The organism is Robbsia betulipollinis (assembly GCF_026624755.1).
GTDB classification, from domain to species: domain Bacteria; phylum Pseudomonadota; class Gammaproteobacteria; order Burkholderiales; family Burkholderiaceae; genus Robbsia; species Robbsia betulipollinis.
This window is the reverse complement of the sequence record NZ_JAPMXC010000001.1, coordinates 1,327,371-1,343,063: the sequence shown is the minus strand read 5'-3', so window position 1 is coordinate 1,343,063 and position 15,693 is coordinate 1,327,371. Positions and strand designations below refer to the sequence as shown.

Below are 15,693 nucleotides of genomic sequence, written 5' to 3'. Positions count from 1 at the left end.
GGCGCATTCCGGGTCAAGGCATGCGCAAGCCGATCGCCGGGTTGACGGCGAATGTCGCTTCGGTCGTCCAGTTCCGCCAGTCCCGGCGGATGTCGGCGGCCGTATCGGTCGCCGGATCGGGTCGCGCCGGCCAGCGTCGCGGGTCCTGGTAGCCCCAGTGATTGGGCGCCACGCCATTCACTGCCTTGTAGCTCCACATGCTCCAGTTCAAGCCTGCCTCGCTGTAGGCGTCCGTCAGGTGCCGCCAGGTGGCCGCCCCGGTGTCGAAGCCGTTGAATTCACCGATATAACCCGGCACGTGCCAATCGGCATGCGCATGGAAATCGGCGACCGCATGCGCTGCGCTTGCGGCAACCGCCTGGGCAAGCGCAGCGCGGTCCTCCCCCGGCTGGGGCCACCGGTAGACATGCATTTCATAGACGACGTTGGTCCAGCCCTGCGTGCGCGGGTCGGGCAGCATGCTCCAGTCCCATTTGCCGAACGCGCCTTCCAGGAAGATCATATGGTCCGGGTCCACCGCCCGGATGGCTGTGTACAGACGATCGTAGGCGTGCCAGACCGCGGGCCTGGCCGGCATTCCCTGCGGTGGGGCGGGTTCGTTGATCACATCGTAGCCGGCGATGGTGGCGTTGCCGCGATAGTGGCTGGCGATCCGGGACCACATCCAGTCCGTCTGGGCCTGCGCCGCCGGGTCCGTCCAATAGGCGTTGCGGCCGGCCTGCCCTGTATTGGACGCCGGGCTCTGGCTGCCGACCACGCCGTGCATGTCGAGGATTGCATAAAGACCGTGTGCGCGGCAGTCCCGCACGATATCGTCCAGCACATCGAATGCATCGGCACGCCAGCCCGACGGCGTCGGGTTGTCGAGATCGAAGAATTGCCCCCACCATAGCGGGATACGCACGAGGTTGTAACCCGCCGCGGAAATCGCACGGATGTCGCTCGTGGTGATCCAGCTTCGCGCATAGTCGCGCATCAATGCGCGCGCCTGTTCCGCCCCGAAGCGGCGATCGAGCGTCGTCATGACGCCGTACGCGTCGCGCAGTTTCTGGGTGCGGTCCATCGGCGACATGAAACTCTCCATGACGAACCATCCACCGAGGTTGAAGCCGGTGAGCTGCACGGTGTGGCCGGAAGCGTCGACGATCGCATGGTCCCGTGCGCTCAGCAGGCCATTGGCGGCATGTGCGCCGGAAGCCATGCCCAGCAAAGATGCGAGGGCGGACACGAGGATGATCCCTGGGCGTAAGGTGGTGCGTGCGGTGCGTTGGCGTTTCTGCTGGGCGATAGGATGCGCCTCGGCATCGATCTTCGGAATGCCCGCGCCGGGGTACTGCCCAACTGGCGCGACGTCATGATGGTGCGGCATGGGGATGGGCCTCTGTAATCTACGTCGTCGATCGTCGAATGGGTAGCGCCGGCCTTCACCGGCGTAGCGCGGCGCGCGTCATCGCCGGCGCGCGTCGTTTTGCGTCGTGCTGCGCGTAATGTGAGGTTACAAAATAAAAGATGCCTGTAAATAGGGCGTTTTCCGATCGGGATCTGGCGGGAAAAACACGATCCAAGTCATTTTTCGGATGATTCAGGCCGGCTTCTTCCGAACCGTGCGCCATTGACGCGATTTTTACATGCCACGCCTCGCAAGGGCCCGGACGCACACGCCGACACGCGCCGTTACGCCCGGTTCGTCGCACATACATCTGTTAGATTTAACGAACGTATGTAATACATTGCTCGCAAGCGTGTCGTGCCTGAAAAGTGACGGTATTTCAGGAATCGACGTCACTCTTGATAGAGCGTGAAACCGGACAGTCATGGACCCGACCCCCCTGAAAGACACCCAACTCTGCGCCGAGCAGCTGGAATTTTACGCGGCCAACGGCTTTCTTGCGTTGAGCGACGTGGCGCAGCCGGACGAAATCGAGCAACTCCGTCATTTTTCGGACAGGCTCCTCCGGGAGCGACGCGGCCTGGAAGAAGGCGCGTTGTTCGATTTCATGGGCGGCAAGCCGCTGGCGAACGACGCCCTGACGCAAATGCTTCATCCGAGCAACCATGACGCACGCTTTCGCAGAATGGCCTATCGCCGGCGCCTGCACCGCATCGCCAAGCAGGTATTGGGGCCACGCGCGCGTTTCAGCGGTGACCATATCTTTTACAAGCCTGCGCTCACGGGCCCTCATACCCCGTGGCACCAGGATGAAGCGTTCCGCGATCCCACGCTCGAATACAACGAACTGGCTTTCTGGTTGCCGCTGCAGGCTGTCGACGAAACGAATGGGTGTCTGAAATTCATTCCGGGCTCGCATTTGAAGGAGGTGCAGGCGCATTGTCGGCGGGGCGACGATCCGCGGGCCCATGCGCTGGAATGCTGCGCCGATTTCGGTGAGGGCAATGCGGTGTATTGCCCGTTGCCGATGGGGGGCTGCACGCTGCATCACGGCCGGACGCTGCATGGCGCGGGGCCGAACGACACTCCCGACGCGCGCTACGCCTACGTGGTGCATTTCGATACGCCGCGCACGCTCGCCCGTGAACCCCGCAGATTCCCGTGGCAAGCGGTCAAATCTCAGCGCGAGGATCAGATGCAGGCGTGGCGCCAGGGGCCGGGGCGGTTGATTCATTACTGTCGACGCCTGCGACAGATGAATTATGCAGACCCCTATCGTCTCATCCAGGGGTTGAAGCGCTATGTGGAAAAGCGCCGGCGCTGATCGCGGCGACGCTAGGAGCGGTGATACCAGATCCGTATTCCATCCTCCTTGGTCGACGTCATGCCCGAGGTTCCGTTCGTGTGTCGCAATGTTTCCACGTTGAGTACCGTCACCGCCTCCTCCTCCATCCATTGATTGGCCGCATCCACCGCGGTCTGCAGCGGGCCGTTCGCCAGGCCAAGCATCTTCGATGCCCTCTTGAAGTCTATGAACGCGATTTTCATGGTCGTTGGGTGTGGGTCGTTTGGCCGCGGGCGCGGATCTGCTCGAAAGAAACTGTAAACCAAACCTGCCGACCGCGCGAGCCGCGAACCGATCCTGTCCCGATATCATTCGCCATGCGAACCGGTGTCGTCGGGAAGCCGCGAAGCGTTTTGATTTGGCGCGCAGCGAGGGCAGTTTGGCGGATTTGCGGGGGCCGGGGTCGCTAGAATCCCTCGTTCGTTCCCGCCATCCAAGGAGGTGCCTCATGATTTCCCACGACATACCGCTGCAAATCGGCTCCCTGTTGTTCGACGGTGTCGATCAGATCGACCTGACGGGGCCCTTCGAGGTGCTGTCGCGCATACCCAATGCGACCTACCGCATCTACGGAAAGACGACGCAAGGCGTGCGCGATGTGAAGGGTCTGCGCCTGGCGCCGGATGCGGCTCTGGCCGATGCGCCCGCGCTCGATGTCCTGCACATTCCCGGCGGTTACGGCCAGCAGGCCCTGATGGAGGACGAGGAAGTGCTGGAATGGATCCGCCGTCAGGCCGCGGGCGCGCACAGTGTGTTTTCGGTCTGCACCGGCGCGCTGCTGTGCGGCGCGGCCGGCCTGTTGCAGGGCCGGCGGGCGACGACGCACTGGGCATCGTTCCATCTGCTGCCGTTTTTCGGGGCGATCCCGGTCGATGAACGCGTGGTCACGGATGGCAACTGGGTGTTCGCCGCCGGCGTCACGTCCGGTATCGACGGCGCATTGCATCTGGCCGCTGCGCTGCGCGGCCCGGAGGCCGCGCAAGCGATCCAGTTGCACATGGTCTACGCGCCGGAGCCGCCGTTCGATAGCGGCACGCCGCAGACGGCTCCGCCCGCCGTGCTCATGCAGACGCGGCAGGCGCTGGCGGCCATCACCACCGCGCGCGAACTGACTGCGCGCCGTGTCGCGTCGCAGCTCGGGATCGTGGTGGATGCGCCCGCCGCCCCTTGACGGCGGACCGGGCCGGGACGAGACGTCGTCGACCAATGGCCGGGCGGATCGTGCGGGACCTAGCGGCCGATGGCCGTCTCGACCGCGGCGAGCAGCGTCTCGGCTGGAATCGGCTTGCGCAGCACCACCGCGCCGGAGATCTTGTCCAGCGCCAGCGTGTCCGAATAGCCGCTGACGAAGATGATCGGCAGTTTCGGCAGCTTGACCCGCGCCAGGCGTGCGACCTCGGCGCCGTTGAGCCCCGGCATGATGAAATCGATGACCGCGATCGCCGGCGTCATCGTTTCGAGCAGCTGCAGGCCGATCGTGCCGTTTTCCGCCTCGGTGACCTCGTACCCCTCGCACTTGAACATCTCGGCCACCGCCATCCGAACGTGCTCGTCGTCGTCGATGAGCAGTACCGAGCGGGAGATCGGCATCGGACAGGCGAATATCGCTCGCTCGGCAGCGCCGCACGCCACCGGTTGCGCGGGCGGCTCGGTACGGGGCAACAGTATCTCGACGGTCGTGCCCTTCCCGATTTCGCTGTCGATACGCAGTTCACCGCCGCACTGCTTGACGACGCCGTAGACCTGCGCGAGACCCAGCCCGCTGCCTTTGCCCTGCGGTTTGGTCGTGAAGAACGGTTCGGTCGCGCGGCTGGCGATGTCCGCGGACATTCCTTGACCGGTGTCGCGCACCCGCAGCGCCACGTAGCTGCGGATCTCGCCGTTGACGGTCTCGGTGACATGGTCGGCTGTCGTGACGGCGAAGATGCCGCCCTCGGGCATGGCATCGCGCGCGTTCAGCGCCAGATTGACCACTGCGAGGTTCAATTGATCCGCATCCGCCAGTACCCAGGCATGGTTCGCATCGGGCCGGATATCCACGAAGATGGACGAACCCAGTGCGTTGTCCAGCAGTTCCCGCATGCCGGCCAGGGAGGCGTCCAGTTCCATTGGCTGCACATCCAGGCGCTGGGTTCGCGAAAACGCCAGCAACTGGCCCGATAGTTTGGTGCCGCGCCGTGCCGCGGCCAGGGCGCTGCCCAGATAGACCTGCACGGGATGGTCGCCGGGGAGCTGGCTTTTCGAGAGATGGAGATTCATGCTGACGCCCATCAGCAGATTGTTGAAATCGTGGGCGATACCGCCGGTCAACTGGCCGATGGCTTCGAGCCGCTGCACGCCATAGGCGATGGCCTCGGTTCGGGCGCGTTCCTCGGATTCGCGGCGCAACTCGATGGCCTGCGCCGCGAGTTGGCGGTTGAGATGCTCGGCGACACGGGCCGTCAGGATGTCCTTCGAACGGCGCTCCTCTTCGAGATCCTCCAGGATCTTGCCGCCGTGCAGGATCGAGACGGTCAACGGAGCGACGGAGACGATCACCAGAATCGCCATCGCCACGTCCGGCCCGAGGCGCCACGTATGGGTCAGATGCAGCAGCAGGGCACCGACGACCGGCGGCAGCAGCGTGAACGCGAGCAGTGCGCGCGTGGTGCGACCGCCGGGGCCGGCGGACGTGATCGCCCGCGCCCAGCCGCGCTCGGTTTGCGAGAGCAGCGTGGCGATGCCCAGCAGGAAGAGGGCACCGGCGGTATGCAATGCGATGGTGTTGAACGGGAACAGCGAATACAGATCGCGCACGCCGTACGCATAGCCCAGCAGCGCAGTGCCCGAGACCAGCAGTACCGCGCCGGCGCAGTAATCGCATACGATGGGCCGCGCGTGGAGCCGGTGCAACAGGCCCAGTGCAAGCAAGGCCAGGGACAGTGCCGTGGCGATGGAGGTGCGGCCGCTCTTCACGGTCGGCAGGCCGAAGAGCTGGTGGGCCAGCCGCGGGCTGAGGACGTCTGCGCCCAGTAGCGCATGCTCTGCCAGCGCGACGATGGCGATGATAAGGGACGACCACAAGGCAAACAGCAGCACGCCGCGTCCCACGCGGGTCTGGCCCGCCAGTGCGAACGCGATGCCGCCCAGAGACAGCGCCGTCAGCAGCGACATGCCCTGCAACGAGGGAAACAGACGTATGAATCGCAAAGTACCGAACAGGTAGCCGGACAGCACCGTCGCCACGACGGCGAGTACCAGAGCGGCGAGAACAGGCGAGACCCATTTCCACACGCGGACGCTGCGAATGTCCAATGTTGCCTCGACAATTGGGTTCGGGGACTCATCGTACCAAAAACACTTCTGGGCAGGGACATTGCGCGGGATTACCCGGCTGCGTTGTTTCTTTAGCACCACCATCGCCGCTGTCTCGGACAGCGAAACATCTCGTAAGTAACACGGTAAAATTGCTTCAAACGAACGTACGTAAGAAGGAGTGAAAACATGACCTTTACGCTGCACGCGATTCCTCCCGACGCACTGCGTGCCCTCGCGGTTTCGGCCAGGCCGTGCGGGCTGGCTTGGCACATAGCGGCGGACGCGCTGCCGCCTCCGTTCGTGGCGTTGCGGGCGCTGGCGATGCTGCGGCCCGGCGATGCCGGATCCGCCGCGAGCACGTTCTATATCGTCCGCGACAGCGACCAGCTCGTTGTCGGGAGCTGCGGTTTCAAGCACGCGCCGGTCGCCGGACGGGTCGAGATCGGCTATGGGATATCGGTGGCGTGCCGCAATCAGGGCGCGGCGACGGCAGCGGTGGGGGAACTGCTGCGCCTCGCGTTCGACCGGGACGGCGTCGTGGAAGTGCTCGCGCAGATTCATCCGGGCAACGACGCATCCGCCCGGGTCGTGCATAAACTCGCTTTCGAGCGGGGTGGGATCGTCGACCACGGCGATGAACCGCTGGTGCAATGGCTGGCGCGCAGGAGGTCGTCCGCCTGAGTGGCTGCCCGGTTCGCCATCCGCACCGCCGACCATGCGGTTGCCGTGTTGGCCGGTTCCCCGCGCACGTCACGAAAGGGTCATCCACGTCCCGTATGCTTTTTTTGACATTGCGCATTGAATGCCGGTACCTTCGCGGCGCATACTGCGAACGAGAAGGCCGGCATGAGCCGCGTCCCGCCGTGTCCAGGAGAGAGCTATGACACCCGACGACATCATCGGCATATTCGAAGGTACCGTGCGGCTGCATCAGGTGGATGCGCAGCCGGCGGTCATGACCACCTACATCGACTGGCTCAGTAAAAATTGGCGGGGACTTTCGTCGGATGATCTCGCGGCTCTGCTATGTATCGGCGCAGCGGCGTACAAGCTTCAGAAATTGACGCAGGAGGCGATCTGCCCGCCCTATGTCGAGACGATGCCCGTGCCGGCACGCCTCGGCCCCGTGCCACCCCACGTGGTGAATGTGGAGGAGCGTGCGTGGAAGGCCCTGGCCTGAGGGTCAGGCGCCAGGCCGCGGCGCCGTCGCATCCGCAGCGAAGGCGCGGTCCTTCTGCGCTTCAAGGGCATCGAGGCGGTTGATCAGGCCGGTGTGGATCGATGCGTATGCCGTGCTGCCAAGCGCCAGGCGAAGCGGTGGCCGCACTGCGTCTCCCGCCGCGATGATGGCCTCCACCGTGTTGTACGCGTCGCCTTTGATGGTGAATGTGCCGCTGTCGAGTGCGCGGCGCATCGCGCCTGCGGGCGTGTCGTCGTACTCGGCCATCGATTCCGCTCGAACCAGGCCGGACACGAAACTTGTCCGGGTGGGGCCGGGCTCGACGAGCAGGAAATCGATGCCGAATGGCGCCACCTCCTGCGCGACCGATTCCACGAATCCCTCGATTCCCCATTTGCTCGCGTGATAAACACTGAAGTTGGGGTAGGCAATCTGGCCGCCTTCCGAGGAAAGCTGCACGATACGCCCGCCTTGTTGGTGTCGCAGGTGCGGCAGCACGGCGCGGATCAACTGAATGGCACCCGTTAGGTTCGTGGCGATCTGCCGATCGATCTGTGCATCCGTGACTTCCTCGGCTGCGCCGAACAGACCGTAGCCGGCGTTGCCAACGACGATGTCGATGCGTGGCATGGCGGCGAACGCGGCGTCGACCGTTGCGCGCACGGCTGGCGTATCGGTGATGTCGAGGACGAATACGCGCAGCGTGTCGGGATAGCGGCTCGCCAGATCGTCAAGCACCGCCGGCACGCGAACCGTCGCGGCGACGTGATCTCCCCGGGCCAGAAGCCGTTCCGTAAGCAGCCGCCCGAGGCCCGTCGAGGTCCCCGTGATCAGCCAGTTTTTCGATATATTCGTCATGAGGATCTCCCCAGTGGTCAGGCGGCCAGTGTAGAAGCAGATGTTCGTGCGATAAACGGCTATAGTGTGGATGGTCTCATGAAGAATTTTCACGAATGGTTAAACCGACGCTTGTCGACCTCACCGCTTTTTCGACCATTGCCACGCATCGCAGCTTTCGCGTTGCGGCGGATGTGCTGGGTGTATCACCCTCATCGCTGAGTCATGCGATGCGCGGCCTGGAGCGTGGTCTTGGCGTGCGCTTGCTCCACCGCACCACACGCAGCGTGTCGCCGACCGAGGCCGGGGAGCAACTGCTGGCGCGCATCAGGCCGGTGCTCGGCGACCTCGACGCGGCGTTGGACGCCGTGGCCGATGCGCGGGGGCAACCCAGCGGCACGCTCAGGATCAACGGTAGCGAAAGCGCGATCCGCCTGCTTCTGCATACGGTGGTGCCCCGTTACCTCGCACGTTATCCCGAAATGTCGCTCGACCTGGTCGCCGAGGGGCGGCTCGTGGACATCGTCGAGCAGGGGTTCGACGCCGGCGTCCGGCTCGGTGAATCCTTGTCGCCGGACATGGTGGCGATTCCGCTTGGACCGGATCTGCGTTTCCTGGCAGTGGCGGCCCCTGGCTATCTCGCAGGTCGCAAACCTATCGTGACCCCGGACGATCTCCGCGCCCATCATTGCATCCGGCAACGTCTGCCAAGCGGTAAACGGTATCGCTGGGAGTTCGGCAAGCATGGTCAGGAAGTGACGATCGACGTGCCCGGCGTCCTCACGCTCGACAATAGCGCGCTGCTGGTCGAAGCGGCGGCAGCGGGAATGGGCATCGCCTATGTACCGGAAGGGGTGGCGCGCGCCTGGCTCGACGAAGGCCGACTCGTGAGCGTTCTGGATACATGGTGCCCAATGATTCCCGGTCTCTTTTTGTATTATCCCGGCCATCGCCACGTACCCGCCGGACTGCGTGCTTTCATCGACGAGATCAGGAACACCGTTACGTAGGGTCGACAGCCGAACGCCGGTGCCTTGCGCAACGGAAGTCCCGTCGCCATCGCAAAAATTTACGTTGAAGGCAACCATGCATCCCGTCATTCATGTGCACCGCGTCATGCGCGCCGATGTCGTCGTGTTGATCGCCGCGAATCCGGCGAGTCGCGCGTACCACGCTCCCTGGTGAGCACGTTCACGGATCAGGCGGGCTTCGATACCTGGTTCGCGCGCGGGACTCACCGGCGCGAACGTCGGTCTCGTCGCACGGGGCGCGGCATCGAACCGGATCGCTGGCGTCGTCAATCTCAGCGAGACAGCGAGATCGTCATGGGCGTTTTCCCCAGCGCTTACCTCGGCTACTACGGAATGGCGGAGTTCGACCGCACCGGGCGGATGCGCGAGGCCGTACGCGCGGCCGCGCCCATGCGTTCGACGAACTCGGCCTGCACCGGCTGGAGGCGAACATCCAGCCGGGAAATGTCGCGTCGGTCGCGCCGGTGCGTGGGCTGGGATTCGGATACGAAGGCGTGTCGCCGCGTTACCTGCGCATCGATGGGGCGCGATCATGATGTTGATCGGTATCGGCGGGCTCGGCCTCTACGGCATGGCCAAGGCGGTGGGCGGGTTGCAAGATGTCTATGCGCACGAACTCGCCGGCGCGACGAAGCTGGGCATCGCGCAGGCGGCGACGCTGCAGGTGCGCACGACACTCGATCGTGCCGCACTGATGCTGTCGACCACGGCGCCTGAGTCCGCGCTGAGCGCGGCCGCGGATCTCCACGCCGTCTCCGATGCGGCGTGGGCAAGCTACATGACGCTGCCACGGGGTGCGACGGAGGCCGACCTGGCTCGCGCCACCGCCGAGCGGCGCGGCGATCTCTATGCAAAAATCGACGTGTTCGCGAACGCCATTCGCACCCATGCGGATACCGCCACGCTGAATGCCGCCAATAGCGAGATCGGCACCGCTTTTCGCCCGTTCCGGGAAGCGAGCGAAAAGCTGACGAGCTATCAGAGCACGGAGGCGAAGCAACTCTACGATGCGGCGCTTGCGAACTATGCGTGGGTGCGCAACCTGGTGATGGTTGCGCTCGTCGTCGCCCTGCTGGCCGCCGCCTTGACGATTCGCAGCCTGCTGCGCGCGATCACCGGTCCGCTCGAGACGGCCTTGTCGCATTTCTCGGAAATGGAACAGGGCGATCTGCGGCGACCAGTCGTGGTGCGTTCGACCGATGAAATGGGGCAACTGCTGCGCGCCTTGTCGGCGGTCAAGCTCAGTCTGGCCGGTACCGTCTCGACGATTCGCCACGCCGCGGAAAGCATCGCCAGCGGCAATCTGGATCTGTCCTCGCGGACCGGAGAACAGGCCGCCGCGCTGGCGCAAACGGCCGCGAGCATGGCGCAACTGACCCAGACCGTCAAACAGAACGCGGAAAACGCCGAGATGGCCAATGAATTGACTGTCGTGGCGCGCAACAGCTCCCTGGCGGGCGGGACCGTGGTAGGAGAGGTGCACAGTACGATGAAGAAGATCGACGAAAGCTCGGGGAAGATGGCCGTCCAGGGGCGCGCTGGCGGCGCCCGCATCGTGCCGGTGCCCATAGTGTGTCGATCGCGGCCTGTCGGCTTGGCAGATGCTATGCGCCGGGACTGCTCCGCTACGAGGCGCGCTGTAGAATGTCGCCCATGGTTTCTTCCCGCCGCCTGTCGTCAGGCCATTGCTCCCGAACAAAGCACGCGTTTCTCCGCTGGATGACGAAGAGCTGGGCTGCCTTGCTGGTCCTCGCCGTCCTGTTGCGCGCGTTCGTCCCGGCCGGTTTCATGCTCGACGCGAACGCGCCGGCGGGTGCGTTCGGAATGGTCTTTTGCAGCGGGCATGGCGCGGTGACCATGGCAGGGTTGATGCGTCGCGCAGGTCGCGCGGATGTGCGTTCCTCGGCGGGAGCCTCGCGAGAATCGGCGGCGGCGTTCATGGCGCCGATGCAAGGCATGCGGGGCATGGGCGATGTGCCGCGTTTGCGCGGCATGAAAGACGTCGACAGGCAATTGAGCGCCGCTCCCCCGGCGCGGCCGCCGGCCCGCTGGACGGGATCGGGCCCTCGCCGAGCGGACCCCGTACCGGCCGCGCGGGCGGGCGTTTCCGTGACGGGGAACGACGACGAAGAGCGGCCATCGGCCGACGCGCCCTGCGCGTTCACGGCAGCGCTGTGCGCGACGTTGATCGCGACGGTGGTGTGGATGTTTCTTTTCTCGCCGACGCTGGCCGCCAAGGTGTATGGCCCCGATCGTCGCCGTGTCCTCATCCGCCGTCCGTTCAGCGGTCCGCCAGCGGCACGTGGGCCCCCCGGCTTCGCCTGACTCCGTTCCCCCGACGTCTTTTCGAGATGTTACGTCGGCGTGTTCATTTTCAGCGAAATCCTTTATGCCCATTCCGTCGATTTCCGGGACGGCGAGCGACGCTCGTCCGTTGCGCCCGGCCGCTGCTTCGCATGCGGCCGAGGCGTGCCCCGACGCTTCGCCCCCCGACGCTTTACACCCACTCCTCGCGCTGCTCACGCGCCTGCATTGCTACGTCGGCGTATTCGTCGGCCCCTTCATGCTGGTCGCCGCCTTGAGCGGCGTGTTCTACGCCTTGACCCCGCAGCTCGAGCGCCTGATCTATGCCAGGGCGCTTTACACCGATAGTCGCGGCCCTGCGCTGTCCCTGGACCGTCAAATCGCTGCGGCGCAGGCCGAGGCGGGCGCCGCGGCGCACCTTGTAGCGGTGCGGCCCGCCACCGCCGGGAGCAATACGCGCGTCATGTTCTCGCGGCCGGATCTGCGCCCATCGGAAAGCCGCGCGGTCTTCGTCGACGCCGCGACGGGCGCGATAAGGGGCGACCTGATCGTGTATGGCACCGCCGGCGTCCTGCCGCTGCGCGGTTGGATCGATCAGTTCCATCGAGGATTGCTGTTGGGCGACGTGGGCCGACTGTACAGCGAACTCGCCGCCTCCTGGCTGTGGATCGCCGCGGTGGGCGGGCTCGTGCTGTGGTGGGCCCGGCGGCGCCGACCCGGCCGGCCGAGCGGCCTGCGACGCCGGCACGCCACGCTGGGTCTGTGCCTGTGCGCCGGCTTGTTGTTTTTCTCGGCGACGGGCCTGACCTGGTCGCAGTGGGCAGGCGCGAACATCGGCGTGCTGCGCGCGGCGCTGCGCTGGTCGACGCCGACGGTATCGACCCTGTTGCCGGCGCCCGTGCCGATGCCTGCGCGCGCGCCGTCCCCGCCCGCCGCCGTGCCGCTGCCCGACATGCCCGACATGCCCGACATGCCCGACATGCCCGACATCCATTCCGGCACCGCCGTGGCGAAACCGGCACTCGATGCATCCCTGTTCGAGCCGGTGCTGGCGGCCGCGCGTCGGGCGGGCGTCGGGTCGGACCAGGTCGAGATCCGCCCGCCCGTGTCGGCCGACCGTGCCTGGACCGTCACCGAAATCGACCGACGCTGGCCCACGCATGTCGATGCCGTCGCGGTCGACCCGCGCACGCTCGCGGTGCTCGACACCAGCCGCTTCGCCGATTACCCGCTGGCGGCCAAGCTTACGCGCTGGGGTATCGACGCGCACATGGGGACGCTGTTCGGCCTGGCGAATCAACTGCTGCTGGCCGCTTTCGGCGTGGGGCTTGCAGTGATGGTGATCTGGGGCTATCGGATGGCGTGGCGCCGCCGCCGCGTTCGCGGCGTCAGGGGGGCGTTCGCGGCAGTCCTTCCAGACGGCATGCCGGATCCGGTGCCGCACCGGCGTGCGCCGGGTCCTCTCGGCACGTTCCGGCGCCTGTCGTGGCGCGTCCGGATGGCGGTGGCGACGACGGCCGTGGTCGTGGGCTATGCCTTGCCGACGTTGGGCGTCAGCGTGCTGTGCTTCATTGCGTGCGACGTCGTCATGCACGCGCGCGGGCGCGCCGCCGTCCCTCGCTTGCGCGGCTAATCGAGCAGATCGGGTTCGGCCTCCACCAGACCCTCGTACAGGCTCTCGAAGGAGAACAGCGCGCCGCCCGGCCGGCCCACCTGTGCGTGCGTCAAGGTAGCGACGTCGTGCGGAATCGGCTGCGGATCGCCGGCCGCTTCCGCGAGCAGTTGCGCATGGCAGGCATTATCCAGCGCGATGTACCACCATGCCGCGGCCTCGACGCTCGGCCCCGCGGTGAGGATCCCGTGGTTCTTCAGGATCACCGCCTTGTTGGCGCCAAGGGCCTCGGCGATGCGCGCGCCCTCACCGGTGTCGAGGACCACGCCGCGGAAGTCGTCGAACAGCGCATGGTCTTCGTAGAAGGAGCAGGCGTCCTGGGTCAGGGGATCGAGCTTGCGTCCCAGCGTCGACCACGCCTTGCCATACAGCGAATGCGTGTGCGCCGCGGCAACGAGCTGCGGATGGGCTTCGTGAATGGCCGCGTGAATCGCGAAGGCGGCCTGATTGAGCGGTCCCTTGCCCGCGACGATCTCGCCCCGGCCATTGACCAGCAGCAGGTCCGACACGCGGATACGCGAGAAATGCCGTCCCAGCGGGTTCACCCAGAAATGATCGGTCCATTCGGGGTCGCGGGCGGTGATGTGCCCGGCGAGGCCCTGGTCGAACCCGTAACGCGCGAACAGACGGAACGCGCCGGCGAGCCGGGTCTGGCGGTGGCGCCGCTCGGCGGCGTGGCTCGTTCGGGGAGGCGTTTCGTCGAACCAGAAGCGGCGCACCGGGGGCGTCGGGGAAGGCGGCGCCGCTGCGGGAAACGTGACGATACTCATGTGGCGATCCTTATATCGCGATCCTCGGAAATGGTCGCCCTGCCGTACGTATCACACTGCTCGCGCATGCCAGGGTCGGTTTCAACGCAGCCTATCATCGCCCGGCCGTGGGGCGAACCATGCGAATCGCATAATCATATTCGCGGTGAAGGAACGCCATGCGTCCAGCGGCCTTTGCCCGTTTCAGGCATATCGATAGCTGTCGTTTTCATTTATGACAAACAATTTTCTGCACTAGCATGAGTGCTCGTTGAACATCCCACTCCGTTTTCGTGAGCCCACCACGATGCTGTTCAGATGACCTCACTCGCCGATCGCACCGATACGTCGTCCCGCCCATCGCCGGCACCGCCGCCCGCGGATGGTCCGCGCGCTGAAGAAGCCTATGTGGCGATTCGCGCCGATGTGCTGTCCTGCCGCCTCGCGCCGGAAGCGATGGTGACGGAACCGGAACTGATGCGGCGCTATGGTTTGGGCAAGAACAGTTGCCGCCATGCATTGATCCGCCTGGTGCAGGAAGGGTTTCTCGCCGCGATTCCGCGGCAGGGATACCGGATCGCGGGCATCACGCTCAAGGACGTGGAGGAAGTCTTCGCGTTGCGCGTGGCCCTGGAGCCACTGGCGGCGAATCTGGCGGTGGGCAAGGTGGATATCGCATTGCTGCGGCAGTACGAGGCGGCCTGCCGGGTGCCGCATCCGGTGCTCGACCTCGACTCGCAGATCGGCGTGTTTCTCGATGCGAACAAGGCATTTCATCTGACGATCGCCGCGGCCTCCGGCAATCACCGCTTGTACCGGATCCTGTGCGGGCTGTTCGACGAGATGTCGCGGCTGGTCGCGATGGGTTTTGGCGTGCAGAAGCAGAAGCCGGAAATCAAGCACGATCATCACGCGCTGATCGATGCCTTCGAGGCGGGGGACGGCAAGCGCGCGGAACTCATCGCACGGCGGCATATCGAGACGTTCCAGGCGATGACGCTCGAGAAAGTCTACGAGAGTCTGTCGCAGGCGCGCGCGCCGCTTGCCGCGTTCAAGCGCGCAGGGTACAGGTCATGAGCGTGACGCCATCCACGCGGGTCGATCCGGATCCGCCATCACGCGGGGGCATTGCGCGCACGGTTGCCGCCGCGCCCGCGCCGGCGTTATCGCTGCGGCATATCGACAAGCATTTCGGCGAACGTCAGGTACTCGCGGACATCGGTTTCGACGTGGCCGCGGGCGAAGTGGTGGCCGTGGTGGGTGCATCGGGGTGCGGCAAGAGCACCCTGCTCAATATCGTCTCCGGGCTATTGCGCGCCGATGGCGGCAGCATCGCCTATCACGGAATTGCGGCGCAGGCGTTCACCGGCTGGCAGTCGCTGGCCTATATGTTCCAGGAGGATCGTCTGCTGCCGTGGCGGACCCTGGCGCAGAACGTCGGTTTCGGCCTGGAAGCGCAGAACGTGCCGGTGCTGGAACGACGGGAACGCGTACGCGAAGCGGTCGCACTGGTCGGACTGGAGGCATCGGCGGGCCTCTACCCGCATGAACTGTCGGGAGGCATGCGCAGCCGCGCGGCGCTGGCGCGCAGTCTGGTCACGCGGCCGACCTTGCTGTTGATGGACGAACCGTTTTCCAAGCTCGATCCCACGACGCGTGCGCAGATGCACGACGAAGTGCTGCGCATCAAAGCGCTGATGGGCATGACCATCGTTTTCGTGACCCACGATATCGAGGAGGCGGTCGTCCTCGCGGACCGCGTCGTGCTGTTGCGCCCGCATCCGGGCCGTATCGGCGAGATCGCCCCCGTCGTACTGCCCCGCCCCCGCGTCGCCACCGATCAGCCAGTCGCCGAAGCCGTGCGGCAACTTCGATTGAAGGTCTAGCA

15 protein-coding genes and 1 pseudogene are annotated in these 15,693 nt (G+C 65.5%); 11 read left to right on the top strand and 5 right to left on the bottom strand.

Annotated elements, in window-relative coordinates:
- Nucleotides 1-13 precede the first annotated feature (13 nt).
- On the bottom strand, nt 14-1,369 hold the full coding sequence (locus OVY01_RS05900) for a glycoside hydrolase family 5 protein (protein ID WP_267846381.1): 1,356 nt from the start codon (nt 1,367-1,369) through the stop codon (nt 14-16).
- Between the two features lie 445 nt (nt 1,370-1,814).
- Here OVY01_RS05900 and OVY01_RS05895 point away from each other — a divergent pair, with 445 nt between their 5' ends.
- Entirely contained in the window at nt 1,815-2,714 is a 900-nt protein-coding gene (locus tag OVY01_RS05895) for a phytanoyl-CoA dioxygenase family protein (RefSeq protein WP_267846379.1), read from the top strand.
- A gap of 11 nt (nt 2,715-2,725) precedes the next feature.
- On the opposite strand, the gene OVY01_RS05890 is transcribed toward OVY01_RS05895, so the two are convergent.
- Complete coding sequence (locus OVY01_RS05890; protein ID WP_267846377.1) at nt 2,726-2,938, bottom strand: hypothetical protein; 213 nt, start codon at nt 2,936-2,938, stop codon at nt 2,726-2,728.
- Between the two features lie 245 nt (nt 2,939-3,183).
- Here OVY01_RS05890 and OVY01_RS05885 point away from each other — a divergent pair, with 245 nt between their 5' ends.
- On the top strand, nt 3,184-3,906 hold the full coding sequence (locus OVY01_RS05885) for a DJ-1/PfpI family protein (RefSeq protein WP_267846374.1): 723 nt from the start codon (nt 3,184-3,186) through the stop codon (nt 3,904-3,906).
- A gap of 59 nt (nt 3,907-3,965) precedes the next feature.
- Here the strand turns inward: OVY01_RS05885 and OVY01_RS05880 are convergent, their stop codons facing one another.
- Nucleotides 3,966-6,029: an ATP-binding protein gene (locus OVY01_RS05880; protein WP_267846372.1), complete on the bottom strand. Its 2,064-nt coding sequence runs from the start codon at nt 6,027-6,029 to the stop codon at nt 3,966-3,968.
- 189 nt (nt 6,030-6,218) lie between these two features.
- Between OVY01_RS05880 and OVY01_RS05875 the strand changes: the two genes are divergently transcribed.
- Together OVY01_RS05875 and OVY01_RS05870 are read left to right on the top strand one after the other, a co-directional pair.
- Nucleotides 6,219-6,713 (top strand): GNAT family N-acetyltransferase, encoded by a 495-nt coding sequence (locus tag OVY01_RS05875; RefSeq protein ID WP_267846370.1) that lies wholly within the window; start codon nt 6,219-6,221, stop codon nt 6,711-6,713.
- 199 nt (nt 6,714-6,912) lie between these two features.
- Nucleotides 6,913-7,212, top strand: coding sequence for a hypothetical protein (locus tag OVY01_RS05870; RefSeq protein WP_267846367.1), 300 nt, complete (start codon nt 6,913-6,915; stop codon nt 7,210-7,212).
- 3 nt (nt 7,213-7,215) lie between these two features.
- Here the strand turns inward: OVY01_RS05870 and OVY01_RS05865 are convergent, their stop codons facing one another.
- Nucleotides 7,216-8,163 carry an SDR family oxidoreductase gene (locus tag OVY01_RS05865; protein ID WP_349293491.1) on the bottom strand — a complete coding sequence of 316 codons (948 nt, stop codon included), beginning with the start codon at nt 8,161-8,163 and terminating at the stop codon, nt 7,216-7,218.
- 2 nt (nt 8,164-8,165) lie between these two features.
- Here OVY01_RS05865 and OVY01_RS05860 point away from each other — a divergent pair, with 2 nt between their 5' ends.
- The 5 genes and pseudogenes from OVY01_RS05860 (at nt 8,166) to OVY01_RS05835 (ending at nt 13,017) form a co-directional block, all read left to right on the top strand.
- A complete protein-coding gene (locus tag OVY01_RS05860; protein ID WP_267846365.1) occupies nt 8,166-9,059 on the top strand; it encodes a LysR family transcriptional regulator in 894 nt (297 codons plus the stop codon).
- Nucleotides 9,060-9,135: 76 nt separating this feature from the next.
- Nucleotides 9,136-9,616, top strand: a pseudogene (locus OVY01_RS05855) (GNAT family N-acetyltransferase).
- Nucleotides 9,613-10,803: a Tar ligand binding domain-containing protein gene (locus tag OVY01_RS23065; protein WP_284700742.1), complete on the top strand. Its 1,191-nt coding sequence runs from the start codon at nt 9,613-9,615 to the stop codon at nt 10,801-10,803. Before OVY01_RS05855 ends, OVY01_RS23065 begins: the two are co-directional and overlap by 4 nt.
- A complete protein-coding gene (locus OVY01_RS05840) occupies nt 10,800-11,405 on the top strand; it encodes a hypothetical protein (protein WP_267846362.1) in 606 nt (201 codons plus the stop codon). The genes OVY01_RS23065 and OVY01_RS05840 overlap by 4 nt, the downstream gene beginning before the upstream one ends.
- Before the next feature lie 64 nt (nt 11,406-11,469).
- On the top strand, nt 11,470-13,017 hold the full coding sequence (locus tag OVY01_RS05835; protein WP_267846360.1) for a PepSY-associated TM helix domain-containing protein: 1,548 nt from the start codon (nt 11,470-11,472) through the stop codon (nt 13,015-13,017).
- Here OVY01_RS05835 and OVY01_RS05830 read toward each other — a convergent pair.
- A complete protein-coding gene (locus OVY01_RS05830; protein WP_267846358.1) occupies nt 13,014-13,826 on the bottom strand; it encodes a class II aldolase/adducin family protein in 813 nt (270 codons plus the stop codon). The two genes, OVY01_RS05835 and OVY01_RS05830, sit on opposite strands and share 4 nt — an antisense overlap.
- Nucleotides 13,827-14,123: 297 nt before the next feature.
- On the opposite strand from OVY01_RS05830, the gene OVY01_RS05825 reads away from it, so the two are divergent.
- Together OVY01_RS05825 and OVY01_RS05820 are read left to right on the top strand one after the other, a co-directional pair.
- Entirely contained in the window at nt 14,124-14,882 is a 759-nt protein-coding gene (locus tag OVY01_RS05825) for a GntR family transcriptional regulator (protein WP_267846357.1), read from the top strand.
- Complete coding sequence (locus OVY01_RS05820) at nt 14,879-15,691, top strand: ABC transporter ATP-binding protein (protein ID WP_267846356.1); 813 nt, start codon at nt 14,879-14,881, stop codon at nt 15,689-15,691. The genes OVY01_RS05825 and OVY01_RS05820 overlap by 4 nt, the downstream gene beginning before the upstream one ends.
- Nucleotides 15,692-15,693 lie beyond the last annotated feature (2 nt).

What these genes read in the sequence shown, in the direction of transcription:
- OVY01_RS05870 (WP_267846367.1), top strand. Translation starts at nt 6,913, where the DNA reads ATGACACCCGACGACATCATCGGCATATTCGAAGGTACCGTGCGGCTG.
- OVY01_RS05830 (WP_267846358.1), bottom strand. Translation starts at nt 13,826, where the DNA reads ATGAGTATCGTCACGTTTCCCGCAGCGGCGCCGCCTTCCCCGACGCCC.
- OVY01_RS05885 (WP_267846374.1), top strand. Translation starts at nt 3,184, where the DNA reads ATGATTTCCCACGACATACCGCTGCAAATCGGCTCCCTGTTGTTCGAC.
- OVY01_RS05890 (WP_267846377.1), bottom strand. Translation starts at nt 2,938, where the DNA reads ATGAAAATCGCGTTCATAGACTTCAAGAGGGCATCGAAGATGCTTGGC.
- OVY01_RS05835 (WP_267846360.1), top strand. Translation starts at nt 11,470, where the DNA reads ATGCCCATTCCGTCGATTTCCGGGACGGCGAGCGACGCTCGTCCGTTG.
- OVY01_RS05860 (WP_267846365.1), top strand. Translation starts at nt 8,166, where the DNA reads ATGGTTAAACCGACGCTTGTCGACCTCACCGCTTTTTCGACCATTGCC.
- OVY01_RS05820 (WP_267846356.1), top strand. Translation starts at nt 14,879, where the DNA reads ATGAGCGTGACGCCATCCACGCGGGTCGATCCGGATCCGCCATCACGC.
- OVY01_RS05825 (WP_267846357.1), top strand. Translation starts at nt 14,124, where the DNA reads ATGACCTCACTCGCCGATCGCACCGATACGTCGTCCCGCCCATCGCCG.
- OVY01_RS23065 (WP_284700742.1), top strand. Translation starts at nt 9,613, where the DNA reads ATGATGTTGATCGGTATCGGCGGGCTCGGCCTCTACGGCATGGCCAAG.
- OVY01_RS05875 (WP_267846370.1), top strand. Translation starts at nt 6,219, where the DNA reads ATGACCTTTACGCTGCACGCGATTCCTCCCGACGCACTGCGTGCCCTC.
- OVY01_RS05895 (WP_267846379.1), top strand. Translation starts at nt 1,815, where the DNA reads ATGGACCCGACCCCCCTGAAAGACACCCAACTCTGCGCCGAGCAGCTG.
- OVY01_RS05900 (WP_267846381.1), bottom strand. Translation starts at nt 1,369, where the DNA reads ATGCCGCACCATCATGACGTCGCGCCAGTTGGGCAGTACCCCGGCGCG.
- OVY01_RS05840 (WP_267846362.1), top strand. Translation starts at nt 10,800, where the DNA reads ATGACGAAGAGCTGGGCTGCCTTGCTGGTCCTCGCCGTCCTGTTGCGC.